This window comes from Geodermatophilus sp. SYSU D00779 (assembly GCF_054050595.1).
The window spans coordinates 12625-38937 of record NZ_JBJGZQ010000008.1; the positions used below are offsets into that span (position 1 = coordinate 12625).

Genomic DNA, 26313 nt, shown 5'->3' on the forward strand with positions numbered 1-26313 from the left:
GACGGACCGGGCCGAAACCCTCGGTTGCCCCGTCTCAACGTCCCCGAGGTGCTCCGTGCGGCTCTCCGTCCCGTCCCGTCTGCTCGCGCTGCCCCTGCGCGTCAAGGTCCTCACGGCGGTCGCCGCGGCCTGCGTGGTCGCCCTGACCGTCGGCATCGTCGGCGTCCTGCAGCTGGGTGCCCTCCAGCAGCGCAGCCAGGACATCAACACCGACGCCCTCGTGCCCTCCAACCAGATCGCCGAGGTGCGCCGGGCCTTCCTGCAGACCCGCATCGACGCCCTCGCCGACGAGCTCCTGCCCGACGCCGCCGCCGCGGCCAAGGCCCACGAGCTGTACCTGGCCGACATCGAGGCCATGGACGCCGCGATCGAGGCCTACGCCGCCAGCGGGCTGACCCCCGCCCAGGAGCAGCAGGTGGCGGCCCTCTCCGACGCCTGGGAGCAGTACGAGTCGCTGGTCAGCAGCGACGCCTACCGCCTGGCGGTGCACCAGGGCCGGTTCGCGGACTTCCTGTCGATGCGCAGCAACACGATCGCCCCGGTGGCCGCGCAGCTCAACGCCGCACTGGACGAGCTGCTCGCCAGCGAGGCCGCGGCCGCCGAGTCCTCGGTCCAGGCGGCGACGGACACCTACGAGTCGGCCCGCACCCTCGTGCTCGTCCTGCTCGCGGTCGGGCTGGCCGCCGCCGTCGTGCTGGCGCTGCTGGTGGCGCGACTGGTCACCCGGCCGGTGGTGGCCGTGCGCAACGGCCTCGTGGCGATGGCCGCCGGTGACCTGACCACCCGGGTGGAGGTTTCCTCCGGTGACGAGGTCGGCCAGATGGCCGAGGCGCTCAACCAGGCGGCCGAGAGCCTGCGCGGCACCGTCTCCTCGACCGCCGAGTCGGCGTCCGCCCTCGCCGCCGCGGCCGAGGAGCTCAGCGCGTCGTCGGAGTCCATCGCCGGCAGTGCGGAGGACGCCGCGAGCCAGGCCGGCACCGTGGCCGCCGCCGCCGAGCAGATCTCCCGCAACGTGCAGACCGTCGCCTCCGGGTCCGAGGAGATGGGCGCCTCCATCGACGAGATCGCCCAGAACGCCTCGGAGGCCGCCCGCGTCGCCGGCACCGCCGTCCAGGCCGCCGAGGAGACGACGCGGACGGTGAGCAAGCTCGGCGTCTCCTCGCAGGAGATCGGCGAGGTGGTCAAGACCATCACCTCGATCGCCGAGCAGACCAACCTGCTGGCGCTCAACGCCACCATCGAGGCCGCCCGGGCCGGGGAGGCGGGCAAGGGCTTCGCGGTGGTGGCCAACGAGGTCAAGGAGCTGGCCCAGGAGACGGCGAAGGCCACCGAGGACATCGCCCGCCGGGTCGAGGCCATCCAGGCCGACACCGCCGGCGCGACGACGGCGATCAGCGGCATCGCGGGGATCATCAGCCAGATCAACGACTTCCAGCTGACCATCGCCTCGGCGGTGGAGGAGCAGGGGGCGACCACCGCGGAGATGAACCGCAGCGTCAGCGAGGCCGCCACGGGTAGCGGCGAGATCGCCGGCAGCATCAGCGGCGTCGCGCACGCCGCGTCCGTCACCACGGCCGGGGTCGCGCAGACCCGGCAGGCGGCCGAGGAGCTGGCCCGCATGTCCGGCGACCTGCAGGAGCTGGTGCAGCGCTTCCGCTACTGACCGGGGTGCGCGTCCGACGGGCGCCGTGGACCTGCGTGTCCGCGGCGCCCGTCGTCGTTCCCGGACCCGTCGAGGCCGGACCGCCGGGCGCCCGTCGAGCAGCCGGCACGCGGTACGACGAGGCGGTGCCCGCCGATCCGGTGGCGACCGGAACTACAGTCGGCCCGCCCGGGAGCCGGGCGCACCGCGTGGGGAGGGGAGCCCGTGGCGGAGACGTGGCCGCGGCCGGTGCCGCTGGTCGGCGACACGACCTCGGCGTCCCAGCGGGCCGCCGACCCCACCGGCTGGGCGATGGGCGAGCAGGTCCGGGAGGCTCTGCACCGGGTGGTCGGCGCCCGCCGCGACGTCCGACGGTTCCGGCCCGACGCCGTCCCCGCCGACGTCCTCGAGCGCGTGCTGTCCGCGGCGCACGCCGCCCCGTCGGTCGGCCACAGCCAGCCGTGGCGGTTCCTCGTCGTGCAGGACGCCGGGACCCGGGACCGGGCGGCGGTGCTGACCGACCGGGAACGGTTGCGCCAGGCCGCGCAGCTGGAGCCGGACGCCGCTCGCCGGCTGCTCGACCTGCAGCTCGAGGGCGTCCGGGAGGCGCCCCTCGGCGTGGTGGTCTGCTGCGACCGGCGGACCCCGGCGGCCGGGGTGCTGGGCCGCGCCACCTTCCCCGACGCCGACCTGTGGAGCTGCGCGGCGGCCATCCAGAACCTGTGGCTGGCGGCCCGGGCCGAGGGCCTCGGACTGGGCTGGGTGACCCTGTTCCGGCCCGAGGAGCTCGCCGGGCTGCTCGGGCTGCCGGACGGCGTCGTGACCCTGGGCTGGCTGTGCCTGGGCTGGCCCGACGAGCGGCCACCCGCCCCGGGCCTGGAGCGGGCCGGCTGGTCCCGGCGGCTGCCCCTGTCCGACGTCGTCCTGCACGACCGGTGGCCGGTCGAGGACGCCGGGGCCCCGGCCGCGCCTCCGTCGCACCTGCGGGCGCCGGGTCGCCAGGCGGTCGTCGCGGCCCGGGACCAGGCCGACCGGTTGCTCACCCCGCCGGGCTCGCTCGGCGTCCTGGACCGCGCCGTGGACGGCGTGGTGGCGCTCGGTGGCGCCGGCACCTCGGGCGGCACCCTGGTGCTGGTGGCCGCCGACCACCCGGTCGCCGCCCACGGGGTGTCGGCCTACTCCCCCGGCGTCACCCGGGACGTCGTCCGTGCGGCGGTCAGCGGGACCTCGCTGGGGGCCACGGCCGCCCGCACCACCGGCCTCGGGGTGTGCGTCGTGGACGCCGGGGTCTCCGGCGATCCCGTCCCGGGTGCGACGGTGCGCCGTCCCGTCGATCCGCGTGGGGACCTCGTCGGCCGGCCGGCGATGACGCCGGAGGACACCCGACGGTCGCTGGACGCCGGCCGCGAGCTGGGCCGGACAGCGGCGGCCGCGGGGCTGGTGGCCCTGGGTGAGGTCGGGGTCGGCAACACCACCGTGGCGGCGGCGCTCGCGTGCGGCCTGCTGGACGCCGACCCGACCGACGCCGTCGGGCTGGGGTCGGGTGCCGACGCCGAGGTCCTCGCGCGCAAGCGGCAGGTGGTCGGCGAGGCCCTGGGGCGGGCCCGGCGGAGCTCCCCGGCCCTGACGCGGGACCCGGTGGTGGCGCTCGCCGAGCTGGGCGGCCCGGAGCTCGCCGTCCTGGCCGGGGTGGTCGTGGGTGCGGCGGAGGCCGGGTCGGCCGTGGTGCTGGACGGCTACGCCACCTCGGTCGCCGCCCTCGTGGCCGTGCGGCTGGAGCCGGGTGTGCAGCCCGCCCTGGTCGCGGGGCAGCGCAGTCGCGAGCGCGGGCACGAGCTCGTCCTCCAGGACCTGGGCCGGGAGCCGCTGCTGGACCTGCGGGTGCGCGCCGGTGAGGGCGTCGGCGCGGCCCTGGCCAGCGGCCTGCTGCTCGCCGGGCTGGCGCTGCGCCGGGAGACCGTGCGCGTCGACTCCTGACCGGCCGCATGTTCCGATGACCGGAACGGGATGGCGCCACCGTCGGCCGCGTCGTCCAGCGCCCCGTCGGGGTCGACACCGGCCACCCAGCGGGCCACACCCTTGGCCGTCTCGCGGTCGGCCGCCCGCACCGCGGACGTCAGCGTGGCGGCCATCCGGTTGGCGGCCGTGGACAGCTCCCCCACCAGGTCGAGCAGCGCGTCGTCGGAGAGCGCGGTGAGGTCGATCCCGGCCAGCCCGTCGAGGGCGGAGCGCAGTTCGGACACCTCGCCCTCCTCTCAGGAGCCCACACCGGATCGACGGGTCGAACATGCGGTCGAGATACGACAGAAACCGCAGCTCAGCTCGGCGTTTCCGTCTCCACCACCGCACCACGGCGCGCGACGAGGCCGACATCGACACCACCAGGCTCAAGGACGGCTCGCTGGACGACCTCCCGGCCCCGGAGGTCATCGCGCGCGATCGTGGACGACTCACCCTGCGCTGGCCTGGTTCGAGGCGGTTGCCGCCGCTCCGGGAGGGGACGAGCGCAGCCGACCCGGCGTGAGCCTCCTCGCCCTCTCCCCCGTCGGGGTGGCCGGCCCGCGAGCCGCGCCTCCGGATCTCTCGCCGGCCGCCACCATGTGGTCGACCGACCCAGTGATCAGGAGCGAGCAGATGGCACACGAAGGTCCGCACCAGCCCGGTGCCGACGACCCCAACGGCGCGGCGGGGTCGGCCCCCCAGGGCTGGCAGCAGCCGGCGCCCTACGGCGCTGCGCCGTCCGGCGGCTGGCAGGCCCCGCCCCAGGGTGGCTACCCGCAGCCCTACGGTCAGCAGTACGGCCAGCCCTACGGCGGCTACCCGTACGCGCCGCCGCAGCGCACCAACGGCCTGGCCATCGCCTCGATGGTGCTGGGCATCCTCTGGCTGTACTGGATCGGCAGCATCCTGGCGCTGGTCTTCGGCTACACCGCCAAGCGGCAGATCCGGGAGCGCGGCGAGGCCGGGGGCGGCATGGCCACCGCCGGCATCGTGCTCGGCTGGGTCGGCGTGGGCTTCCTCGTGCTCATCTTCCTCGTCGCGGTCGTCTCCTCCTCGTCCTCCGGCTTCTGAGCCGGACGCCGGCCGGGGTCGCGCACCCGGGATCGCACCGGCCGGGGTCGCGGGGGCGGCGGGTGCAGGGCCAGGATCGGCGCATGACCGACCCCCGCGCCGGACAGCCGGCTGCCCCCAGCGACCTGGTCGACGTCGCCTCGCTGGTCACCGCGTACTACACGCTCGAGCCGGACCCGGCCGACCCGGCCCAGCAGGTCGCGTTCGGCACCTCCGGGCACCGCGGGTCGGCGTTCGACCGGGCGTTCAACGAGGCGCACATCGTCGCCACCACGCAGGCGATCTGCGAGTACCGCGCGGCGCAGGGCCACGACGGCCCGCTGTTCATCGGCCGGGACACCCACGCGCTCTCCGAGCCGGCCTGGGCCTCCGCGCTGGAGGTGCTGGTCGCCAACGACGTGACCGTGCTGGTCGACGCCGCGGACCGCTACACGCCCACCCCGGCGGTCAGCCACGCCATCCTGCGGGCCAACCGGGGGAAGACCTCGGGCCTGGCCGACGGCATCGTCGTCACCCCGTCGCACAACCCGCCACGGGACGGCGGCTTCAAGTACAACCCGCCCAACGGCGGCCCGGCCGACACCGACGCCACGAAGGTGATCGCCGCCCGCGCCAACGAGCTGCTGCAGGACGGCCTCAAGGGCGTGCAGCGCGTGCCCTTCGCCCGCGCCCGGGCGGCGGCGCAGGCGCACGACTTCCTCGGCGACTACGTCGACGACCTGCCCTCGGTGCTCGACCTCGACGCGGTCCGGGACGCCGGCGTGCGCATCGGCGCGGACCCGCTCGGCGGCGCCAGCGTCGACTACTGGGCGGCGATCGCCGAGCGGCACCGCCTCGACCTGGCCGTCGTCAACCCGCTGGTCGACCCGACCTGGCGGTTCATGACGCTGGACTGGGACGGCAAGATCCGCATGGACTGCTCCTCGCCGTCGGCCATGGCCTCGCTCATCGGCAAGCGCGAGCAGTTCCAGATCGCCACCGGCAACGACGCCGACGCCGACCGGCACGGCATCGTGACCCCCGACGGCGGGCTGATGAACCCCAACCACTTCCTCGCCGTCGCGATCTCCTACCTGTTCGCGCACCGGCCGGAGTGGGGCGCCGACGTGGCCGTCGGCAAGACGCTGGTGTCGTCGTCCCTCATCGACCGGGTCGTCGCCGGTCTGGGCCGGCGGCTGGTCGAGGTGCCCGTCGGCTTCAAGTGGTTCGTCCCCGGCCTGCTCGACGGGTCGGTCGGCTTCGGCGGCGAGGAGTCCGCCGGCGCCTCGTTCCTGCGGCGGGACGGCGGCGTGTGGACGACCGACAAGGACGGCATCCTGCTGGCGCTGCTGGCCAGCGAGATCCAGGCGGTGACCGGCAGCTCGCCGTCCCAGCTGCACGCCGAGCTGACCGCCCGGTACGGCGAGTCGGCCTACGCCCGCGTCGACGCGCCGGCCACCCGCGAGCAGAAGGCGGCGCTCGGCAAGCTCTCCCCGGAGGACGTGACGGCGACCGAGCTGGCGGGCGAGCCGATCACCGCCAAGCTCACCCGCGCGCCGGGCAACGACGCGGCGATCGGCGGGCTCAAGGTGACCACCGAGAACGCCTGGTTCGCCGCCCGCCCGTCGGGCACCGAGGACGTCTACAAGGTCTACGCGGAGTCGTTCCGGGGCCCCGACCACCTGGCGCAGGTCCAGGAGGAGGCCAAGGCCGTCGTGACCGCAGCGCTGGGCGGCTGACGGTGGTCGGGTCCGGCCGTCTCCGCGGAGACGGCCGGACCCGACGCCTGGCTGTGCCTATCGCACGTCCTCGTCGACCCAGTCGAGGCTCTTGGTGACCGCCTTCTTCCAGTTGCGGTAGTTGCGCTCGCGCTCCTCGGCCGGCATCTGCGGCTCCCAGCGCTTGTCCTCGGCCCACTTGGCGGTCAGCTCGTCCAGGTCGGACCAGAAGCCGACCGCGAGGCCCGCGGCGTAGGCGGCGCCCAGTGCCGTCGTCTCGGCGATCTCCGGCCGGATCACCGGGACGTCGAGGATGTCGGCCTGGAACTGCATGAGCAGCTCGTTGCCGACCATGCCACCGTCCACCCGCAGCTCGGTGAGGTCGACCCCGGAGTCGGCGTTCATCGCGTCGAGCACCTCGCGGGTCTGGTACGCCGTCGCCTCGAGCACGGCCCGGGCCAGGTGTCCCTTGTTGACGTACCGGGTGAGCCCGACGATGGCGCCGCGGGCGTCCGAGCGCCAGTACGGCGCGAACAGCCCGGAGAAGGCCGGCACGAAGTACGCGCCGCCGTTGTCCTCGACCGAGCGGGCCTGGTCCTCGATCTCCGGGGCGCTCGTGATCATCCCGAGGTTGTCCCGGACCCACTGCACCAGCGACCCGGTGACCGCGATCGAGCCCTCCAGGGCGTACACCGGCTTGCCGTCGCCGAGCTGGTAGCACAGCGTCGTGAGCAGGCCGTTCTGCGACGGGACGGCCTCCTCACCGGTGTTGAGCAGCATGAAGTTGCCGGTGCCGTAGGTGTTCTTGGCCATGCCCTTGGTGAAGCAGACCTGGCCGAAGGTCGCCGCCTGCTGGTCGCCGAGCGAACCGGCGATGGGGACCCCGGCGAGGAAGCCGGCCTTGCGGCCCCGGCCGTACTCCTCGGAGTTGGACCGGATCTCCGGGAGCATGGACGTCGGGATGCCCATCTCCTCGGCGATGTCGGCGTCCCAGGTCAGCGTCCGGTAGTCCATGAGCATCGTGCGGGAGGCGTTGGACACGTCGGTGAGGTGCAGCCCGCCGTCGGCTCCGCCGGTCATGTTCCAGATCAGCCAGGAGTCGATGGTGCCCATGAGCAGCTCACCGCGCTCGGCCCGTTCCCGGGCGCCGTCGACGTTGTCGAGGATCCAGCGCACCTTGGGCCCGGCGAAGTAGGTGGCCAGCGGCAGGCCGACCTTGTCCTTGTACCGGTCGGCGCCGCCGCCGAGGGCGCCGAGCTGCTCGACGATCGCGGTGGTGCGGGTGTCCTGCCAGACGATCGCGTTGTAGACCGGCCGGCCGGTGTTCCGGTCCCAGACGACGGTGGTCTCGCGCTGGTTGGTGATGCCGACGGCGACCACGTCCGAGTGCCCGACGTTGCCCCGGGCGAGCGCCTGGCCCACCACCTCCCGGGTGTTGGCCCAGATCTCGTCGGCGTCGTGCTCGACCCACCCGGCGCGCGGGAAGATCTGCTGGTGCTCCTTCTGGCCGACGGAGACCACGGCGCCCTCGTGGTCGAAGATCATGCAGCGGGTGCTCGTGGTCCCCTGGTCGATGGCTGCCACGTACTGGCTCACGGTGGTTCCTCTCGCTTCGTCGCGGTGGGGTTCGGGAGAGCTGCGGTCAGAGGGGGGCCCGGGACAGCAGGCCGCCCAGGACGGCCCCGATGAGCGGGCCCACGACCGGCACCCAGGCGTAGCCCCAGTTGCTGTCCCCCTTGGCGCGGATCGGCAGCACGGCGTGCGCGATGCGCGGGCCCAGGTCGCGGGCGGGGTTGATGGCGTAGCCGGTCGGTCCGCCGAGGGAGGCGCCGATGCCGATGACGAGCAGCGCCACCGCCAGCGGGCCGAGCTCGCCCGGCGTGTCGCCGAAGCGCAGGATGAGGTAGACGAGCACGAAGGTGCCGATGGCCTCGGTGACCACGTTCCAGGCGGGGCTGGCGATCGTCGGGCCGGTGGAGAAGGTGCCGAGCACCGGCTCGGTCGCCGCGTCGTACTGCTTGCGGTAGGCCAGCCACGCGACGACGGCGCCGAGGAAGGCGCCGACGAGCTGGCCGATCACGTAGACCAGCGACGACGCCAGGGTGATCGGCACGCCGGGCGCGTACTCGTTCGCGCCGCTCACCGCCAGGCCGAGGGTGACCGCCGGGTTGAGGTGCGCCCCCGAGCTGGCGCCGGCGTAGACGCCGGCGAAGACGCCGATGCCCCAGCCGAAGTTGATGAGCAGCCAGCCTCCCCCGTTGCCCAGGGTCTGGGGCAGGACGACGTTGGCGACCACGCCCACGCCGAGGAGTATGAGGACGCCGGTTCCGACGACCTCGCTGCCGAACACGGTCCACAGGCTCATGCGCTGCTCCTCATCGCCGGTGATGCGGTGGTGCCACGGGCTCGGCGCCGGACCGCGGACGGCCGGTCGACGACTGGCGCGGTGACGCTATTCACACAGGTCGAGGGCGGACAACGGGCGCTGTACGACGATGTCGGACAGCGCGATCCCACGTCAGGGGCGTTCGCCCCAGGCGATGCTCAGCTGCACGGCGCGCTCCCACTCCGGATAGGCGGCGTCGAGCGCGGCCACCCGCCTCGGGTCGGGCACCCACTGCGCGGAGCGGTGCCAGTTGCGCCGCAGCGCCTCGGTGTCCGACCACACCCCCACGGCGAGCCCGGCCGCGTAGGCCGCGCCGAGCGACACCGTCTCCCCCACCATCGGGCGCACCACGGGGCTGTCGAGCACGTCGGCCAGGAACTGCATGAGCAGGTTGTTGGTGGTCATCCCGCCGTCGACCCGCAGCGCGGTGAGCGGCAGGCGGGAGTCGGCGTCCATGGCCCGGACGACGTCGCGGGTCTGCCAGCCGGTCGCCTCCAGCACCGCTCGGGCCAGGTGCCCCTTGGTGACGTAGGAGGTCAGGCCGGCGACCAGCCCGCGCGCCCGGCCCGCCCAGTGCGGGGCGAGCAGCCCGGAGAACGCCGGCACGACGTAGCACCCGCCGTTGTCCGAGACGCTGCGGGCGAGGGTCTCCACCTCGGGCGCCGAGCCGATGAGCCCGAGGCTGTCCCGGAGCCACTGCACCAGGGCGCCGGTGACCGCGATCGAGCCCTCCAGCGCGTAGTGCACCGGCTCCCCCGCCAGCTGGTAGGCCACCGTGCTGATCAGCCCGTGCGTCGAGCGGACCAGGTCGGTGCCGGTGTTCTGCAGCAGGAAGCTGCCGGTGCCGTAGGTGCACTTGGCCTCGCCGGGCGCGAAGCAGGTCTGCCCGAACAGCGCAGCCTGCTGGTCGCCGAGCGTGCCGCCGATGGGCAGCGGCACCGGCAGGGCGGTCGCGGTGCCCAGCACGCCGACCGACGGGCGGATCTCCGGGAGCATCGCGGCGGGGACGCCGAAGAAGTCGAGCAGCTCGAGGTCCCAGCGGCAGCGGTGCACGTCCATCAGCAGGGTCCGGCTGGCGTTGGTCACGTCGGTGACGTGCACCCCGCCGTCCGGGCCCCCGGTGAGGTTCCAGACCAGCCAGCTCTCCATCGTGCCGAACAGCAGCTCGCCGCGTTCGGCGCGCGCCCGGGCGCCGCGGACGTTGTCGAGCACCCAGCGCAGCCGCGGGCCGGCGAAGTACCCGGCCAGCTCCAGCCCGGTGCGCTCGCGCACCAGCGCGGCCTCGGGCCGGGCGGCCAGCTCCTCCACCAGCGGCCCGGTGCGGGTGTCCTGCCAGACCAGCGCGCGCACCAGCGGCCGGCCGGTGGCGCGCTCCCACACCACCGTCGTCTCGCGCTGGTTGGCGATGCCCAGCGCCACCACCTGCCCGGGCGAGCCGGCGACGTCGCGCAGCGCCTGGGCGGCGGTCAGCTGGGTGTTGGCCCAGATCTCCTCCGGGTCGTGCTCCACCCAGCCGGGGCGGGGGAAGTGCTGGCGGTGCTCCCGCTGCCGGACGGCGACCAGCCGGCCGGCGCGGTCGAACACGATCGACCGGGTCGAGGTGGTGCCCTGGTCCACCGCGAGCACGTACCGCTCCGTCACCGACCCTCCTCGCTGGCGCTCGTCGGGTCCGTGCCGGGCCGTGCTGCGTCCCTTCGTGACCTCGCGAGCTCGGTCACGTGGCGAGCTCCCGGGAGACCGCGGCCGCGGCCTCGACCACCATGGCGCGCAGCGCCGGCCGCGCGGCGTCGGCGAAGAGCTCCTCGACCGGGCCGCCGACGCCCAGCGCGCCGACGACCAGGCCGCCCGGCCCGTGCACCGGTGCGGCGATCCCGCCCACGCCCATCCGGTACTCCCCCTGCTGCTCGGCCCAGCCCCGCGCGCGGACGGTCGACAGCTCGGCCAGCAGCGCCGCCGGGTCGGCGACGGTGCGCGGGGTCAGCGCCTCCAGCCGGGTGTCGGCCAGCATCCGGGCCATCGCCGGGCGGGAGGCCAGCAGGATCTTCCCCACGGCGGTGGCGTGCGCCGGCAGCACGGACCCCACCTCCAGCTCCTGCGGCGAGTCGTCGGGCCGGAACACGTGGTGGACGACGACGACCTGCAGGCCCGCCGGCGTCCCGAGCCGGACGGCGAACCCGCTGCGCGCGGCCAGCGAGTCGGCCCAGTTCGACGCGCGGGACCGCAGTTCGTTGGCGTCCAGGTAGTGCGAGCCCAGCCCCAGCAGGCCGGCGCCGAGGGTGTAGCGGCCGGTGCGCTGGTCCTGCTCGACGAACCCGACCGCCAGCAGCGTGCGCAGCAGCCCGTGGGTCGTCGTCTTCGGCAGCCCCACCGCACCCGCCAGCTCGGTGACGCCCATCTGGCCGCCCGACTCGACGATGGCGTGCAGCAGGGTGGCGGCGCGCTCGATCGACTGCACGGTGCCCGGCACGGCGGGTCACCCTAGGCCCTCGGCGTACGACGATGTCGAACGGAGCACGTCGACGGCCCAAGAGCACCCGCCTACCGTTGTGGACGAGCAATCCCCGCCAGAGGAGTCGGCATGCCCGTAGTCCCCCCACTCGGCCCCGATCAGCGCGCGCGAGCCTGGGCGGAGCTGGCCGAGCAGTCCTTCGAGGTCCTCGTCGTCGGAGGCGGCGTGACCGGTGCCGGCGTCGCGCTCGACGCGGCGACCCGGGGCCTGCGGACGGCGCTGGTCGAGGCCCGCGACTTCGCCAGCGGCACGTCCTCGCGCTCGTCCAAGCTCTTCCACGGCGGGCTGCGCTACCTGGAGTCCTTCGACTTCGGCCTGGTGCGCGAGGCTCTCCACGAGCGCGACCTGAGCGTCACCCGGCTCGCGCCGCACCTGGTCAAGCCGGTGCCCTTCCTCTACCCGCTCACCCACCACTGGGAGCGGCCCTACGTCACCGCCGGGCTCACCCTCTACGACGGGCTGGCCCGCATCGGCGCGCTGTCGACCCCGCTGCCCCCGCAGAAGCAGCTCACCCGCACCGGCGCCCGCAAGCTGTTCCCCGCGCTCAAGCCCGACGCGCTCGTCGGCGCGGTCCGCTACTACGACGCGCAGGCCGACGACGCCCGGCACACCCTCACCGTCGCCCGCACCGCCGCGGCCTACGGCGCCACCGTGCTCAACTCGGCCGAGGTCGTCGCCTTCCACCACGCCGGCGGCCGGGTCACCGGGGTCCGGGTCCGGGACGTCGAGACCGGGCGCGAGGTCGACGTCAAGGCCGAGGTCGTCGTCAACGCCACGGGGGTGTGGACCGACGACATCCAGACCCTGGTCGGCGGGCGCGGCCGGTTCCACGTGCGAGCCAGCAAGGGCGTGCACATCGTCGTCCCCCGCGACCGGATCAACGGCGAGACCGGCCTGATCCTGCGCACCGAGAAGTCGGTGCTGTTCGTCATCCCCTGGGGCAGCCACTGGATCGTCGGGACGACGGACACCGACTGGACGCTGGACAAGGCCCACCCGGCGGCGTCGCGGGCCGACATCGACTACATCCTCGAGCACGTCAACAAGGTGCTGACCACGGAGCTGACCCACGACGACATCACCGGCGTCTACGCGGGGCTGCGCCCGCTGCTGGCCGGGGAGTCGGAGCTGACCAGCCAGCTGTCCCGTGAGCACGCGGTCGCCCGGCCGATGCCCGGCGTGATCGCGGTCGCCGGCGGCAAGTACACGACCTACCGGCCGATGGCCGCCGACGCGGTGGACGCCGTCGCCGTCGACGTCACGCGGCCGGTGCCGCCCAGCGTCACCGACAACATCCCGCTGGCCGGCGCCGAGGGCTACGCGGCGATGCGCAACTCCCTCGACGCCCTCGCCGAGCGCTGGGGCATCCCGCACTTCCGTGCCGAGCACCTCCTCAACCGGTACGGGTCGCTCACGCCGGAGGTCCTCTCGCTCGCCGCCGACGACCCGGCACTGCTGGCTCCGGTCCCCGGCGCCGAGGAGTACCTCATGGTCGAGCTGGTCTACGGCGCGGCGTACGAGGGCGCCCAGCACCTCGACGACCTGCTCGCCCGCCGCACCCGGATCTCGATCGAGACGCCGCACCGAGGGGTGGAGTCGGCCGAGCCGGTGGCCCGCGCGGTGGCCGGGGTCCTCGGCTGGGACGAGCAGCGGATCGGCAACGAGGTGGAGAGCTACCGCGCCCGGGTCGATGCCGAGCGTCGCTCGCAGGAGGCGGCCGACGACCGGGCGGCCGACGCCGTCCGCGTCGCCGCGCCGGACACGCGGGCCGTCGCGGTGGGCCGCGCGCTCGTGTGATCTGCGGTCCTCCGGACCGCACCGCGGCCAATGGCCGTTCCCGACGGCCGTGGAGCCGCTGCCCGTGTCCCGGTCGGGAGACCCTCCGGGCCCCCGCGACCGGTCCACCGCGGCCAATGGCCGTTCCCGACGGCCGTGGAGCCGCTGCCCGTGTCCCGGTCGGGAGACCCTCCGGGCCCCCGCGACCGGTCCACCGCGGCCAATGGCCGTCCCCGACGGCCGTGGAGCCGCTGCCCGTGTCCCGGTCGGGAGACCCTCCGGGCCCCCGCGACCGGTCCACCGCGGCCGACGGCCGTCCCCGACGGCCGTGGAGCCGCTGCGGTGTCCCGCGCCGTCCGGGTGGCGCGGGGGCAGGATCGGACCATGACGGCGACCGGCCCTGCCCTCGACCTGGTGGCGCTCGTGCGGGAGCTGGTGCGCCGCCCCACCGTCTCCGGCGACGCCGACGCGCAGCGCGACGTCCTCGGCACGCTCACCGAGGTGCTGCGCGAGCGCGCCCCGCACCTGCAGGTGACGGAGGGCCGCGACCGCGACCACCCCTGGACCCTGCTGCGCACACCGGCCGACCCCGGCCGCCGGCAGCTGCTGCTCGCCTGTCACGTCGACACCGTCCCCGCGACCGACCCGGCCGCCTGGCAGCGGGACCCCTTCGACGGCGACCTCGACGGGGGCCGGGTGTGGGGCCGCGGGGGCAGCGACATGAAGGCCGGCGTGGTCGCCGCGGCGGCCGCGCTGGCCGCCGCCGACCCGGACACGCCGGTGGCCCTGCTGCTGACCAGCGACGAGGAGATCGGCTCGCAGGGGGCTGCCGCGGCGGCCGCGGCCGTCGCCGAGCTGCCCGTGGGCGCGGTGGTCGTCCCGGAGGCCACCGGGAACCAGGTGGTCCTCGGTCACAAGGGAGCGCTGTGGCTCGCCGTCCGGACCGCCGGCCGGGCCGCCCACGGCAGCACGCCGGAGCGCGGGCACAACGCGGTGCTGGACCTGGCCGCGCTGCTGGCCCGGGCCGGCGGGGTGCTGCCCTTCCGCACCGACCCGTTCCTCGGCACCGAGACGTGGAACCCCGGGGTCGTCGCGGGCGGCACGGTGCCCAACGTCGTCCCCGACCGCGCCGAGGTGGTCGTCGACATGCGCACCGTGGCCGACGGCGGCGACCTGCTCGCCTGGTGGCGGGCGCAGCCGGAGGTGGCCGACGTCGAGGTGCGGGTGGACCTGCCGCCGGTCGGCACCCCCGCCGACGACCCGTGGGTGACCTCGCTGCCCGCGCCGGTGCTGCCCACGCCCGCCACCTACTTCACCGACGCCTCGGTGCTCGTGCAGGTCGTCCGGGGCGCCCCGATCGTGGTCTGGGGACCGGGCACCCCGGCGGTCATGCACGCCGTCGACGAGTACGTCGAGCTCGCCGAGGTGGAGCAGGCCGCAGCCGCCTTCACCGACGTCGTCAGCCGCTGGAACGGCCCTCCTGCAGGGTCCCGCCGCGAGCCCTGACGGCCCCCTGCAGTGTCCCGCCGCGAGCCTCGATCGGCCCTCCTGCAGGGTCCCGCCGCGAGCCTGCGAGTGGGGGGCAGGGGGGTCCTTCCGGGGGGCAGGAGGGTCCTCCTTCAGTCCTGCCAGCGGGCCTTGTCGACGTACATCGCGTCGTCGGCCTCCCGCACGAGCGCCTCGAACGCCCGCTCGGGGTCGACATCGCCCTCGGCCGTGCCGATCCCGATGCTCACCGTCAGTGGGAGGGCCAGCCCGCTGGGCAGGCGCAGCGGCTCCCTCACCCGGTCCCGCAGCCGGGCGGCGAGGGTCTCGGCGTCGGGCCGCCCGCTGTTCTCGCAGACGATGCTGAACTCGTCCCCGCCGACCCGGGCCGCGGTGTCGCTGGCCCGCAGCACCGAGGTCAGCCGCTCGGCGAGGGCGACGAGCACCTCGTCGCCCACCGGGTGGCCGTACTGGTCGTTGATCTGCTTGAAGCCGTCGAGGTCGATGCCCAGCAGGCTGGTCGGCGTCCGCTCCCGGCGCCCACGCTCCAGGGCGTGGTGCAGCCGGTCGTTGAACAGGATCCGGTTGGGCAACCCGGTCAGCGGGTCGTGCAGGGAACGGTGGACCAGCGCGGCCTCCAGGGCCTTGCGGTCGGTGATGTCCTCGACGATCGCGACGACGTGCGGCGGGTCGCCGTCGGGCGTCCCGTCCACCCAGGACGAGGTGACCTGCACGGGCACCACGCTGCCGTCCGCCCGCACCAGCCGGGTCTCGTGCCGCATCATCCTGCGCTCCTCGAGGAGCTCGGCGAACGCCTCGACAGCGGCTGGGCGGTTGTCGGGGTGGACGAGGTCGAGCATCGAGCGGCCGTAGAGCTCCTCGGCGGTGTAGGCGAGCATCGCCGCCAGCGCCGGGTTGGCGTCGACGATGAGACCGGCCGGCGTGACGAGCGCGATCCCCATGGGCGCGTTGGCGAACGCGCTCCGGCGGTCCGCCGGGGGCAGCGTGTCCGCCGCATTGGTCACATCCCACCTCCGTGCCGGTCATCCTGCGCCGACAGGGCCCGTTGCTGCAGCTCTTGGGCCCGAACGCCTCCCAGTGGTTCCACGTGGAACCCGGCGCCGGGGCAGGATGTCACGTGATCGACCGAGGAGGGCCCGTGAACGAATTCGACCTGGTGCTGCCCGCGACGGTGGACGTCCGCGAGGTCGGCATGCGCGACGGCCTGCAGCTGGAGGCTCCGGTGCCCCTGGAGGGCAAGCGGGCGATGCTCGAGGCGCTCGTGGCCACCGGCGTCCGCCGGATCGAGGTGACGTCGTTCGTCTCCCCGAAGGCCGTGCCGGCGCTCGCCGACGCCGACCAGGTGGCCGCCGAACTGCACGCCTTCGACGGCGTGCTCTTCTCCGCCCTGGTCGCCAACGCCCGCGGCGCCACCCGCGCGGTGGACGCCGGCGTCGCCGACCTGGAGTACGTGGTCTCGGCCTCCGACGGGCACAGCCGGGCCAACGCCGGGCGCAGCACCGCCGAGGCCGTCGCCGCGGTCGGGGAGATCGCCGCCCTCGCGCACGGCGCCGGGGGCTCGCTGGAGGTGGTGATCGCGACCGCGTGGGACTGCCCCTTCGACGGCCGCACCCCGATCCCCCGCACCGTGGACGTCGCCCGCGCCGCGGTCACCGCCGGCGCCGACCGGCTCTGCCTGGGCGACACGATCGGCACGACCACCCCGCTGCGGGTCGTGCAGCTGCTCGACGCCGTCCGCCGGGCCTGCCCGGGCGTCGACGTGGGCGTGCACTTCCACGACACCCGCGGCACCGGGCAGGCCAACGCGCTGGCCGCCGTCCAGGCGGGGGTGACGCAGTTGGACTCCTCGGTCGGTGGTCTCGGCGGCTGCCCGTTCGCGCCCGGCGCGAGCGGCAACATCGCCACCGAGGAGCTGGTGTACATGCTCGAGGAGTCCGGTGTGCGCACCGGGCTCGACCTCGACGCCGTCCTCGCCGCCGCCCGGGTCACCGAGGAGGCCGTCGGGCACGAGCTCCCGAGTTCGCTGTACCGAGCGGGCGGGCGCTCGGTGCCCCGGCCCACGGGCGTCGGGTGACCCCGGCCGCCGTGGTTGGCTGGAGCGCATGAGCGAGCCGTCGTCCGGGGGGAGGACGGTCGACCCCCGCACCATGCGCGACGTCCTCGGTCACTTCGCCTCCGGCGTCACCGTGGTCACCGCCCAGGGCGACGAGGGCCCGATCGGCTTCACCTGCCAGTCGTTCAGCTCGCTGTCGCTGGACCCGCCGCTGGTGGCCATCGCGCCCGCCCGCACGTCGCGCACCTGGCCGCGGCTGCGCGCGCTCGGCCGCTTCTGCGTCAACGTGCTCGCCGAGGACCAGTCCGACCTCTCGGCCCGGTTCGCCCGTTCCAGCGCCGACAAGTTCGCCGGGGTGTCCTGGTGGCCCAGCCGGCTGGGGCAGCCGGTGCTCGAGCACGTCGTCGCCTGGATCGACTGCGAGCTGTGGGCGGAGTACGACGGCGGCGACCACACCCTCGTCGCCGCCCGGGTGCTGGACCTCGGCGCCGACCCCGGACGGCGGCCGCTGCTGTTCCACCGCGGCGCCTACGGCCTGCTGGAGACCCGCGCGGCGGAGGGGTAGCGGCAGAGGGTCAGCGGAACCGGACGGCGATCAGCGCGACGTCGTCCCGCCCGTCGATGGAGCCGGGGACCGCGGCATCGCACAGCGCGCGCGGGCCCGCCTCGACCGGGGCGGCCGCCAGCCGGTCGACCAGCTCGGCGATGCCCTCGTCGAGGTCGGTGCCCGGCCGCTCGATGAGCCCGTCGGTGTAGGCCAGCAGCGTGGCGTCGCGCGGCAGGTCGATCGACGTCGTCCGTCGGGGCAGGCTGCCGTCGACGCCGATCAGCAGGCCGGTCACGCCGTCCAGGAGCTGCACGTCGCCGTCGGCGGTGCGGAGCAGCGGCGGGGGGTGGCCGGCGCTGGCCAGGTGCAGCCGCCACGGTGCGCCGTCGTCGGCCGGGGGCACCGCCCGGGCGTAGACCATCGTCGCCATGGAGGCCACGCCCAGGCCCTGCACCAGCCGGTCCACCCGCGCCAGGACGACACCGGGGTCGGGGTCGGGCGCCTCCCAGGCGCAGGCACGGATCAGCCCGCGCAGGTGGCCCATGGCCGCGGCGGCCGCGATGTCGTGGCCGACGACGTCGCCGATGACCACGCCGATCGACCCGTCGGGCAGGTGCAGCAGGTCGTAGAAGTCACCGCCCACGTCGGCCGCCGTGGAGGCGCTGACGTAGTGGGCGGCCGACTCCACGCCGGGGATGACCGGCAGCTCGGGCAGCAGCGAGCGCTGCAGCGTGTCGGCGACGGTGTGCTCCTGCTGGTAGAGGCGCACGTTGTCCATGGCCAGCGCGGCGCGGCGGGCGAGGTCCTCGGCGAGGTCGACGTCCTCCTGGTCGAAGGGCCGTTCGGTGCCGGCGCGGGCCAGCAGGATGGCGCCGCGGGTCCGCCGGCGGGCGACCATGGGGACGGCGAGCAGCGACCCCGTGCCGAGCCGCTCGGCGGCCTGGCGGGCGGCCTCGGAGGTGAACAGCCCGTCGAGATCGGCGCCGGTCCGCTGGACGAGCACCGGCCGGGAGCTGGCGATGCTGCGCCGGGTCGGCGAGTTCTCCGGCAGGTGCGGAGCGTGCTGCGTGGCCAGCACCCGCAGCTCCTCCTCGAGGCCGTCGCGGTGCCGGGAGGCGGTCTCGCGGACGGTCCCGGTGTCGTCGACCAGGGAGATGAACACCCAGTCGGCGAGCAGCGGCACGCACAGCCGGGCCAGCCGGTCGAGGACGTCGGCGAGGTCCAGCGTGGCGATCAGCGTGCTCGTCGCCTCGGCCATCAGCGCCAGGCGTCCCTGGATGCGCTCGGCGTCCGCGCGGGCCCGCTCGGCGTCGGCCTGCGCCCGCTCGGCGGCCGCCCGTGCCAGCTCGGCCTCCTGGCGGGCGGACTGCTCCGCGGCGAAGGCGGCCTCGCGCTCGTGCTCCACCCGCACCCGCTCGGTGACGTCGGTCTGCACGCCGACGAAGCTGACCAGCTCGCCCTCGCCGTCGAAGACCGGGCTGATCGACAGCTGGTTCCAGAAGGCGGTGCCGTCCTTGCGGTGGTTGAGCAGCGTCGTGGTGACCGCCCGCTGCTCCCCCAGTGCGGTGCGGATCGCGGCGACGGCCGCGGGGTCGGTCGCCGGCCCCTGCAGGAAGCGGCAGTTGCGGCCGACGACCTCGTCGTACCCGTAGCCGGTGATGCGGGTGAAGGAGGGGTTGACCCACACCAGCGGGTCGTCCTGCTCGCGGGGGTCGGTGATCGTGAAGGCGATGTCGGTGGCGACGACCGCCCGCTCCCGCAGCGCCTGCAGCTGGTCGTCGGCGGCGTCGCTCCCGCCGGCCTCGACCTCGAGGAAGACCACCAGCGACAGGTGCTCGTCGCCGTCGGGCCGCGACAGCGGGAAGCCGGTGACCCACAGCACCCGGTCGGCACGGTCGCCGGGGTCCTGAGCGGGCAGGCCGTCGTCCGCCTCACCCGGGACCATCCGCACCGCCTCGCCGGTGACCGGGAGGCCCTGGGCGACCAGCGACAGCGGACCGGACGTGCTGGCCAGGGGCTGGCCGCCCAGGTCGGTGAGACCCACGGAGGCGCCCCAGGTGTCGATGTCGACGGGGAGGCGGACGTTGCCGGCCAGCTCGACCGCTGCGCTGTTGGCGTAGGTGACCGCCCCGGCGTCGCGGTCGATGAGCAGCACCGCCACCGGGACGTCGGCCAGCACGCCGGGCAGCGCGGACGACGCGGTGCTGGTGCCCGAGCGCTCGACGACGGCGGCGGCGGCGCTGACGACGCCGGCCTCCTCGTGGCCCACCACACCGTCGGGGCGCTGGAGGAATGGCGTGTCCCGCGGTCGGTCCCGCTCGGCCGGCACGGTGTCGACCCTAACCGTGCACCTCGCGCCCCGGCCACCACGGTCCGGGGCGCTGACCAGCGGGTCCACGCCCCCAGGTGTGGGACGTGGCCCGGCGGGAACCCCTGGCGCGGGGTACGCCGTTCCCCGACCGGAGGGAGACGATCGCCATGGGACTGCTCGACCGGCTCTTCGGCCGCCGCCGTTCAGACGAATACCACGACCCGGGCTACCAGCAGGCCGCGCCGCAGTACGGCGGCTACCAGACGGCGCCCCCGCCGCAGGGCGGGGCGCCCACCGACCAGCAGGCCATCGAGCGCTACCGGTACCTGCTGCGCACCGCGCCGCCGGACAAGATCGAGGAGGCGCACGCGGAGGCCTTCGCCCAGCTCACGCCGCAGCAGCGGCAGGAGGTGCTGGTCCAGCTGGCCGCCGCGGTGCCCTCGTCGGAGCGGCCGCGCTCGGACGACCCGCGCTCCCTCGCCCGCGCCGCCACCCGCGCGGAGGTGCGCCAGCCCGGCACGCTGGAGCGGGCCTTCGGCGGCGGCTTCGGAGGGGGCGGTCACGGACCCGGGTACGGCGGCGGTTACGGACGCGGCTACGGCGGGCCCAGCTTCGGCAGCACCCTGGGCGCCAGCCTGCTCGGCACCGTCGGCGGCCTGGTGGTCGGCACGGCGGTCGCCGACGCGCTGTTCGACACCGGCCTCGGCGACGGCGGTCTGTTCGGCGGCGGCGACGAGGAGGCCTACGCCCAGGGCTACGAGGACGGCGCCGGCGCTGACGGGGGCGACTACGGCGGCGACCCGGGCGGGGACCTCGCGGCCGGTGCCGACGGCGGCGACTGGGGCGGCGGCGACTTCGGTGGGGACTTCGGCGGCGGGGAGTTCTGAAGCCGGCGGGCAGTGCGCCGGTTCGCGGTGATGTGCACGTGCGGCGCACCCGGGCCTCGGGATGCACCACGAGCGCACATCACCGCAGCGGTCCCGGCCCCTGCGTCCGGGCGGTGCGGCGCAGGTAGAGCAGCCCGACGACCGGGAGCACCAGCGGGATGAACAGGTAGCCGCGGCCGTACGCCGACCACACCGTCTCGTCGGGGAAGGCGGCGCGGTCCGCCAGCGAGAGCGTGCCGATAACGAGGACGCCGACCAGCTCGACGGTGATCGCGGCCAGGGCGACCCGGCGTCCCCCACGGGCCAGGGCCACGGTGGCGACGACGTAGACGACGGCGGCCAGCGCGGACAGCAGGTAGGCCACCGGCGCCTCGGTGAAGCGGGTCGACAGCTGGACGGCGGCCCGGGCGCCGGCGGCGAGGGCGAAGACGCCGTACACCGCGACCAGCACCCGGCCGGGCCCGCCGGCGGCTCCCGACCGGTCCCCCGTCGGCTCAGCCACCCGTCGCCTCCCACAGCTCCTGCAGCCGCCAGATCATCACGCCCACCGCCGCGGCCGCCACGGCGAGCACGGTGCCCGCCCAGCGGCTCGGCTCAGTCCGCGCCCACAGCGCCCCGGCGACGGGCAGCAGCACGATGCCGACCAGGTAGCTGAGGAAGGTCGGCGTGTCGGCCGGCCGCTCCCCGCCCAGCAGGGCGACGACGGCGAGGGCTGCCTGCACCAGCAGCAGGACCTCCAGCAGTACCGCGCCCCACAGGTGCAGCAGGCCGATCCGCCGACGGGCGAGGGTGGAGGCGACCCCGGCCAGGGCCAGGAGCCCGGCAGCGACGGTCACCACGACCACCAGCGGGAGGGTCACCGGGCGGACGCGGGGATGGCGGGCACGGGTGCCATCCTCTCGCCCGGCGGGCGACCACCCGCCACGGGCTGCCGGCCCCGTCCCGGGTCCCGCCCCGAGCCTGCGAGGGGTGGGGGGACGGGGTCCTCCTCCGAGGGGCCGGGGGCACGGGGTCCTCGGTCAGCGGTGCACGCTGGACATGTCCGGGTAGCGGTCCCCCGCCGTCGCACCGACCGGCGCGGCCTCGTCCAGCCGGCGCAGGTCGTCGTCGGTCAGCCGGACGTCGGCGGCCGCGGCGTTCTCCTCGAGGTAGGCCACCCGCTTGGTGCCCGGGATCGGCACGATGACAGGCCTCCCCGCCCCACCACCCCCGGCCGGGGAACCCCCACGGCCGCTCTGCGCCATCACCCAGGCCAGCGCGAGCTGGGTGGCGGTCACGCCCTTCTCGTCGGCGATCTCGCGGACCCGGTCGACCAGCTCCAGGTTCCGCGCGAAGTTCTCGCCCTGGAAGCGCGGGTTGTTCCGGCGGAAGTCGTCGGGGGCGAGGTCGTCGAGGCTGCGGATCTGGCCGGAGAGGAAGCCGCGGCCGATCGGTGAGTAGGCGACGAAGCCGATGCCGAGCTCGGCGCAGGTGGCCAGCACGCCGTCGTCCTCGGGGTCGCGGGTCCACAGCGAGTACTCGGTCTGGACGGCGGTCACCGGCTGCACCGCGTGCGCCCGGCGGATGGTCTCGGGCGCCGCCTCGGAGATGCCGACGTGGCGGACCTTGCCCGCCTCGACCAGCTCCCCCAGCGCGCCCCAGGTGTCCTCGACCGGGACGGTGGTGTCGACCCGGTGCTGGTAGTAGAGGTCGATGACGTCGACGCCGAGCCGCTGCAGCGAGGCGTCGCAGGCGCGGCGCACGTAGTCGGGCCTGCCGTTGATGCCGAGGAACGAGCCGTCCTCGCCGCGCTCGTTGCCGAACTTGGTGGCGAGCACCACCTCCTCGCGCCGGCCGGCGATGGCCTTCCCGACGAGCCGCTCGTTGGTGAACGGGCCGTACATGTCCGCGGTGTCGAGGAAGGTGACGCCGAGGTCCAGCGCCCGCTGGATGGTGCGTTCGGCCTCCGCCTGGTCACCGGTGCCGTAGAACTCGCTCATCCCCATGCAGCCCAGTCCCTGGGCCGGGACGGTCAGCCGTCCCAGTGTGCGTGTCTCCATGGTCACTCCCCTGCCCGTCCGGACCCGGTTGACACGTGCAACGGGGGGTGTGACAGGTTAGGCATGCCTCAGTTAGCCAAGCCTCACCTCTGTACGACAGGAGCCCGATGCGCACGCAGGCCCGGCCGCTGGCCGCCTTCTCCCTCACCGTGGCGACCGCCCTCGCCGTCAGCGCCTGCGGCGGCGGGGAGGACACCACCGCCGAGGCCGCCGCGGGGTCCGGCGAGGTCACCGTCACCCACGCCCAGGGCGAGACCGCCGTCCCGGTCGACCCGCAGCGGGTCGTCGTCTTCGACGTCGGCGTGCTGTCGACCCTGGACAGCCTCGGCGTCGAGGTGGCCGGCGTGCCGGAGGCGACCTACCCGGAGTCGCTGGCGGAGTACTCGGGGGACGAGTACGCCAAGGTCGGCTCGCTGTTCGAGCCGGACTACGAGGCGGTCAACGCCCTCGAGCCGGACCTGATCATCGTCGGCGGGCGCTCGGCCGCGGTGTACCCCGAGCTCGCCGAGATCGCCCCCACCATCGACCTGACCGTCGACAACCAGGACTTCCTGGCCTCCTTCGAGGAGCGGGTGACCACCCTCGCGGGGGTCTTCGGTGAGGAGGACGCCGTCGCCGACCGGCTGGCCGCTCTGGACCAGCGGGTCGCCGAGGTGCGGGCGGCCGCGGAGGGCGCCGGTGACGCGCTGTTCGTGATGACCAACGCCGGTGAGGTCAGCGCCTACGGCCCCGACACCCGCTTCGGCCTGGTCTACGACGAGCTGGGGCTCACCCCCACCGACGAGGGGCTGACCGCCGCCGACCACGGCGACGCCATCTCGTTCGAGTACATCGCCGACAAGGACCCCGACATCCTGCTGGTGCTCGACCGCGACGCGGCCATCGGCGAGTCCGGTCAGGCCGCGCAGCAGGTGCTCGACAACGAGCTGGTGCGCGGCACGACGGCGTGGCAGAACGACGACGTCCACTACCTCGACTCGTCCGTCTGGTACATCGCGCCGAACGGTCTGCCGTCGGTCGAGCAGATGGTCGAGGAAGTCGCCACGGCGGTCGCCTGACCCCGGTGACCAGTACGGACGAACGACGCAGCGGCGCCGCACCCACCGGGGTGCGGCGCCGCCGCGGTGTGCAGCGGTGGCACGTCGCCGCCGCGCTGGTCGGCCTCGTGGTGGCGGGCTCGGCATCCCTGTTCATCGGGGTCGGCGACCTGACGCCGGCCGACCTGCTCGACCCCGGCGAGGCGCAGGCGCGGGTGCTGTGGACCAGCCGCGTGCCGCGGCTGCTCGCGATCCTGCTGGCCGGTTCGGCGATGGCCGTGGCCGGGCTGGTGATGATGCACCTGACCCGCAACCGGTTCGTCTCCCCGCAGACCGCCGGGACGACGGAGTGGGTGGGGCTGGGCATCGTCGTCGCGACGCTGGCCTTCGGCGGCACCTCCGTGCTCGGCAAGATGACGATCGGCGTGGCGTTCGCTCTGGTCGGCACCGCGCTCTTCGTCTGGCTGCTGCAGCGGATGGTGCTCACCGACGTCGTGGTGGTCCCGCTGGTCGGCATCCTGCTCGGCGGCGTGGTCACCGCGGCGACGACCTTCCTGGCCTACCGCTTCGACCTGCTCCAGTCGATGGACGTGTGGATGAACGGCGACTTCTCCGGCGTCCTGGCGGGCCGCTACGAGCTGCTCTGGCTGGTGCTGGCGGCCACCGTGCTCGCCTACCTGTGGGCCGACCGGTTCTCCGTCGCGGGCATGGGTGAGAGCTTCGCGATCAACCTCGGCGTCGCCTACACCCGCGTGGTCATGGTCGGCCTGGCCATCGCGTCGGTCGTCACCGCGATCGTCGTCGTGAGCGTCGGGTCGATCCCCTTCCTCGGTCTCGTCGTCCCCAACCTGGTGACCCTGGCGATGGGGGACAACCTGCGCCGGGTGCTGCCGGTGACCGCGCTGACGGGGGCGGCGTTCGTGCTGGTCTGCGACGTCCTGGCCCGCACCATCCGGTACCCGTACGAGGTGCCGGTCGGCATGATCGGCGGGGTCGTCGGCGGCGTGCTGTTCATCTGGCTGCTGCTGCGCGCCCGGAAGCGGGCCATCTGATGACGGCCGTCCTGACCGCGCCGCAGCGGGCCACCCGCCGCCGGCGCACGCTCGTCGTCCTCGGCGTCCTGACCGCCGTCGCCGTCGCCGCGTTCCTCACCGTCGACGTCACCGGGTCCTGGGACTACGCGCTGCAGCAGCGCGGGCGCCGGCTGGCCGCCATGGCGGTCGTCGCCGTGGCGGTCGCGGTCTCCACCGTGCTGTTCCAGACGGTGACCAACAACCGGATCCTGACCCCGGAGATCATGGGGTTCGACCGGCTGTTCGTGCTGGTCCAGACGGTCGGGGTGTTCTTCTTCGGCGCCGCCACCGTCACCACGACCGACCCGCGGCTGCGCTTCGCGGTCGAGGTCGTCGTGCTGATCGGCTTCGGCGCCGTCCTCTACCGGTCGCTGTTCGGCCGCACCGAGCGCGACGTGTACGTGCTGGTGCTCCTCGGCGTGGTGCTCGGCTCCACCTTCACCAGCCTCACGCTGCTGGTCTCCCGGCTGATCGACCCCAACGAGTTCCTCACCCTGCAGGACCTGCTGTTCGCCAGCTTCAACTCCGTCGACCGGCAGATGCTGGCGCTGTCGGCCGTCCTCGTCGCGCTGGTCACCGTGGGCGTGTGGCGGCTGCTCCCCCGGCTGGACGTCGTCGCGCTGGGCCGGGACACCGCCGTCGGTCTGGGCGTCGACCACCGCCGGGTGGTCAACCGGGCGCTGCTGGCCGTCGCCGTCCTCGTCGCCGTCGCCACCGCGCTGGTCGGGCCGATCACCTTCCTCGGCCTGCTGGTGGCCAACCTGGCCCGCCAGCTGCTGGGCACCCACCGGCACGCCTGGGTGCTGCCCGGTGCGGCCCTGCTGGGGCTGCTCGCCCTGGTCGGCGGGCAGCTGGTCCTCGAGCAGGTGTTCGGCTTCAACTCCAGCCTCAGCGTCGTCGTCAACTTCGTGGGCGGGATCGTCTTCATCGCCCTCCTGATCAGAGAGCCTCGTCAGTGAGGGAGCAGAGCCAGTGATCGAGATCGAGTCCGTCTCGAAGTCCTACGGCGGCGTGCGCGTGCTGGACGACGTCTCGCTGACCATCCCGACCGGCGGCATCACCTCGCTGATCGGCGCCAACGGCGCGGGCAAGTCCACGCTCCTCTCGGTCGCCGCCCGGCTGCTGCCCGCCGACAGCGGCCGGGTGTGCGTCGACGGGATGGACGTCGCGACGACACCGGGCCCGGTGCTGGCCCGTCGGCTGGCCGTCCTCCGGCAGGAGAACGCGATGTCGGTGCGGCTGACCGTGCGCGAGCTGGTCGCCTTCGGCCGCTTCCCGCACTCCGGCGGACGGCTGACGGCCGACGACCACCGCCTGGTCGACGAGGCCATGGCGTGGTTCGAGCTCGGCCCGCTGGCCGACCGGCACCTCGACCAGCTCTCCGGCGGACAGCGGCAGCGCGCCTACGTGGCGATGGTGATGTGCCAGGGCACCGACCACGTGCTGCTCGACGAGCCGCTGAACAACCTCGACATGCGGCACGCCGTCCAGATGATGCGGATGCTGCGCGGCATGGCCGACGAGCTCGGCCGCACCGTCGTCCTCGTCGTGCACGACGTCAACGTGGCCTCCTGCTACTCCGACCGGATCGTCGCGATGCGCGAGGGGCAGCTGGTCGCCGAGGGCCCCACGTCCGAGCTGATGACGCCGGAGCTGCTGCGCAAGGTGTTCGACGTCGAGGTGGAGGTCCACGAGCTGGCCGGACGGCGGATCGGCGTCCCCTGGACGTGACCCGGCCCGCGGGACCGGGTCACCGGCCCCGCGGGTACCCGACCGGC

22 protein-coding genes are annotated in these 26313 nt (G+C 74.6%); 13 read left to right on the forward strand and 9 right to left on the reverse strand.

Annotated features, from left to right (window positions below; all coding sequences use genetic code 11):
- Positions 1 to 55 precede the first annotated feature (55 nt).
- The 4 genes from ACI79G_RS08055 to pgm all read left to right on the forward strand — a co-directional run bounded on the left by ACI79G_RS08055 (position 56) and on the right by pgm (position 6432).
- On the forward strand, positions 56 to 1663 hold the full coding sequence (locus tag ACI79G_RS08055) for a methyl-accepting chemotaxis protein (protein WP_456880615.1): 1608 nt from the start codon (positions 56 to 58) through the stop codon (positions 1661 to 1663).
- A 204-nt stretch (positions 1664 to 1867) separates the two neighbouring features.
- Positions 1868 to 3619, forward strand: coding sequence for a 5,6-dimethylbenzimidazole synthase (gene bluB / locus ACI79G_RS08060; protein ID WP_456880616.1), 1752 nt, complete (start codon positions 1868 to 1870; stop codon positions 3617 to 3619).
- A gap of 657 nt (positions 3620 to 4276) precedes the next feature.
- The gene (locus ACI79G_RS08065; RefSeq protein ID WP_456880617.1) at positions 4277 to 4714 is read left to right on the forward strand and encodes a DUF4190 domain-containing protein; all 438 of its coding nucleotides are present in this window, start codon (positions 4277 to 4279) and stop codon (positions 4712 to 4714) included.
- 83 nt (positions 4715 to 4797) lie between these two features.
- The gene (gene pgm / locus ACI79G_RS08070) at positions 4798 to 6432 is read left to right on the forward strand and encodes a phosphoglucomutase (alpha-D-glucose-1,6-bisphosphate-dependent) (protein WP_456880618.1); all 1635 of its coding nucleotides are present in this window, start codon (positions 4798 to 4800) and stop codon (positions 6430 to 6432) included.
- Between the two features lie 57 nt (positions 6433 to 6489).
- Here the strand turns inward: pgm and glpK (ACI79G_RS08075) are convergent, their stop codons facing one another.
- The 4 genes from glpK (ACI79G_RS08075) to ACI79G_RS08090 form a co-directional block, all read right to left on the reverse strand.
- Complete coding sequence (gene glpK, locus ACI79G_RS08075) at positions 6490 to 8007, reverse strand: glycerol kinase GlpK (protein WP_456880619.1); 1518 nt, start codon at positions 8005 to 8007, stop codon at positions 6490 to 6492.
- A gap of 46 nt (positions 8008 to 8053) precedes the next feature.
- Entirely contained in the window at positions 8054 to 8776 is a 723-nt protein-coding gene (locus tag ACI79G_RS08080) for an MIP/aquaporin family protein (protein WP_456880620.1), read from the reverse strand.
- A gap of 153 nt (positions 8777 to 8929) precedes the next feature.
- Positions 8930 to 10438, reverse strand: a complete 1509-nt coding sequence (gene glpK, locus ACI79G_RS08085; protein WP_456880621.1) for a glycerol kinase GlpK — start codon at positions 10436 to 10438, stop codon at positions 8930 to 8932.
- A 73-nt stretch (positions 10439 to 10511) separates the two neighbouring features.
- On the reverse strand, positions 10512 to 11264 hold the full coding sequence (locus ACI79G_RS08090) for an IclR family transcriptional regulator (RefSeq protein WP_456880622.1): 753 nt from the start codon (positions 11262 to 11264) through the stop codon (positions 10512 to 10514).
- A gap of 111 nt (positions 11265 to 11375) precedes the next feature.
- On the opposite strand from ACI79G_RS08090, the gene ACI79G_RS08095 reads away from it, so the two are divergent.
- Complete coding sequence (locus ACI79G_RS08095; RefSeq protein WP_456880623.1) at positions 11376 to 13103, forward strand: glycerol-3-phosphate dehydrogenase/oxidase; 1728 nt, start codon at positions 11376 to 11378, stop codon at positions 13101 to 13103.
- A gap of 363 nt (positions 13104 to 13466) precedes the next feature.
- Positions 13467 to 14588, forward strand: coding sequence for a M20 family metallopeptidase (locus ACI79G_RS08100; RefSeq protein ID WP_456880624.1), 1122 nt, complete (start codon positions 13467 to 13469; stop codon positions 14586 to 14588).
- Between the two features lie 113 nt (positions 14589 to 14701).
- Here the strand turns inward: ACI79G_RS08100 and ACI79G_RS08105 are convergent, their stop codons facing one another.
- A complete protein-coding gene (locus ACI79G_RS08105) occupies positions 14702 to 15592 on the reverse strand; it encodes a diguanylate cyclase domain-containing protein (RefSeq protein WP_456880625.1) in 891 nt (296 codons plus the stop codon).
- Between the two features lie 134 nt (positions 15593 to 15726).
- Between ACI79G_RS08105 and ACI79G_RS08110 the strand changes: the two genes are divergently transcribed.
- Together ACI79G_RS08110 and ACI79G_RS08115 are read left to right on the forward strand one after the other, a co-directional pair.
- Complete coding sequence (locus tag ACI79G_RS08110) at positions 15727 to 16662, forward strand: hydroxymethylglutaryl-CoA lyase (protein ID WP_456880626.1); 936 nt, start codon at positions 15727 to 15729, stop codon at positions 16660 to 16662.
- Between the two features lie 28 nt (positions 16663 to 16690).
- Entirely contained in the window at positions 16691 to 17206 is a 516-nt protein-coding gene (locus ACI79G_RS08115; RefSeq protein ID WP_456880627.1) for a flavin reductase family protein, read from the forward strand.
- 10 nt (positions 17207 to 17216) lie between these two features.
- On the opposite strand, the gene ACI79G_RS08120 is transcribed toward ACI79G_RS08115, so the two are convergent.
- Positions 17217 to 19517 carry a SpoIIE family protein phosphatase gene (locus tag ACI79G_RS08120; RefSeq protein WP_456880628.1) on the reverse strand — a complete coding sequence of 767 codons (2301 nt, stop codon included), beginning with the start codon at positions 19515 to 19517 and terminating at the stop codon, positions 17217 to 17219.
- Between the two features lie 86 nt (positions 19518 to 19603).
- Between ACI79G_RS08120 and ACI79G_RS08125 the strand changes: the two genes are divergently transcribed.
- Entirely contained in the window at positions 19604 to 20386 is a 783-nt protein-coding gene (locus tag ACI79G_RS08125; protein WP_456880629.1) for a hypothetical protein, read from the forward strand.
- Positions 20387 to 20465: 79 nt separating this feature from the next.
- On the opposite strand, the gene ACI79G_RS08130 is transcribed toward ACI79G_RS08125, so the two are convergent.
- The 3 genes from ACI79G_RS08130 to ACI79G_RS08140 all read right to left on the reverse strand — a co-directional run bounded on the left by ACI79G_RS08130 (position 20466) and on the right by ACI79G_RS08140 (position 22425).
- The gene (locus tag ACI79G_RS08130; protein WP_456880630.1) at positions 20466 to 20888 is read right to left on the reverse strand and encodes a hypothetical protein; all 423 of its coding nucleotides are present in this window, start codon (positions 20886 to 20888) and stop codon (positions 20466 to 20468) included.
- The gene (locus ACI79G_RS08135; RefSeq protein WP_456880631.1) at positions 20881 to 21246 is read right to left on the reverse strand and encodes a hypothetical protein; all 366 of its coding nucleotides are present in this window, start codon (positions 21244 to 21246) and stop codon (positions 20881 to 20883) included. The genes ACI79G_RS08130 and ACI79G_RS08135 overlap by 8 nt, the downstream gene beginning before the upstream one ends.
- 159 nt (positions 21247 to 21405) lie before the next feature.
- Entirely contained in the window at positions 21406 to 22425 is a 1020-nt protein-coding gene (locus ACI79G_RS08140) for an aldo/keto reductase (RefSeq protein ID WP_456880632.1), read from the reverse strand.
- 107 nt (positions 22426 to 22532) lie between these two features.
- Between ACI79G_RS08140 and ACI79G_RS08145 the strand changes: the two genes are divergently transcribed.
- Genes ACI79G_RS08145 through ACI79G_RS08160 form a run of 4 tightly spaced genes read left to right on the forward strand, consistent with a single transcriptional unit; the run spans position 22533 to position 26266 of the window.
- Positions 22533 to 23483 carry a siderophore ABC transporter substrate-binding protein gene (locus ACI79G_RS08145; RefSeq protein ID WP_456880633.1) on the forward strand — a complete coding sequence of 317 codons (951 nt, stop codon included), beginning with the start codon at positions 22533 to 22535 and terminating at the stop codon, positions 23481 to 23483.
- Between the two features lie 5 nt (positions 23484 to 23488).
- Positions 23489 to 24514 carry an ABC transporter permease gene (locus tag ACI79G_RS08150; protein ID WP_456880634.1) on the forward strand — a complete coding sequence of 342 codons (1026 nt, stop codon included), beginning with the start codon at positions 23489 to 23491 and terminating at the stop codon, positions 24512 to 24514.
- Positions 24514 to 25494 (forward strand): iron chelate uptake ABC transporter family permease subunit, encoded by a 981-nt coding sequence (locus tag ACI79G_RS08155; RefSeq protein ID WP_456880635.1) that lies wholly within the window; start codon positions 24514 to 24516, stop codon positions 25492 to 25494. The genes ACI79G_RS08150 and ACI79G_RS08155 overlap by 1 nt, the downstream gene beginning before the upstream one ends.
- 13 nt (positions 25495 to 25507) lie before the next feature.
- Positions 25508 to 26266, forward strand: coding sequence for an iron ABC transporter ATP-binding protein (locus tag ACI79G_RS08160; RefSeq protein WP_456880636.1), 759 nt, complete (start codon positions 25508 to 25510; stop codon positions 26264 to 26266).
- The last annotated feature ends 47 nt before the right edge of the window (positions 26267 to 26313 follow it).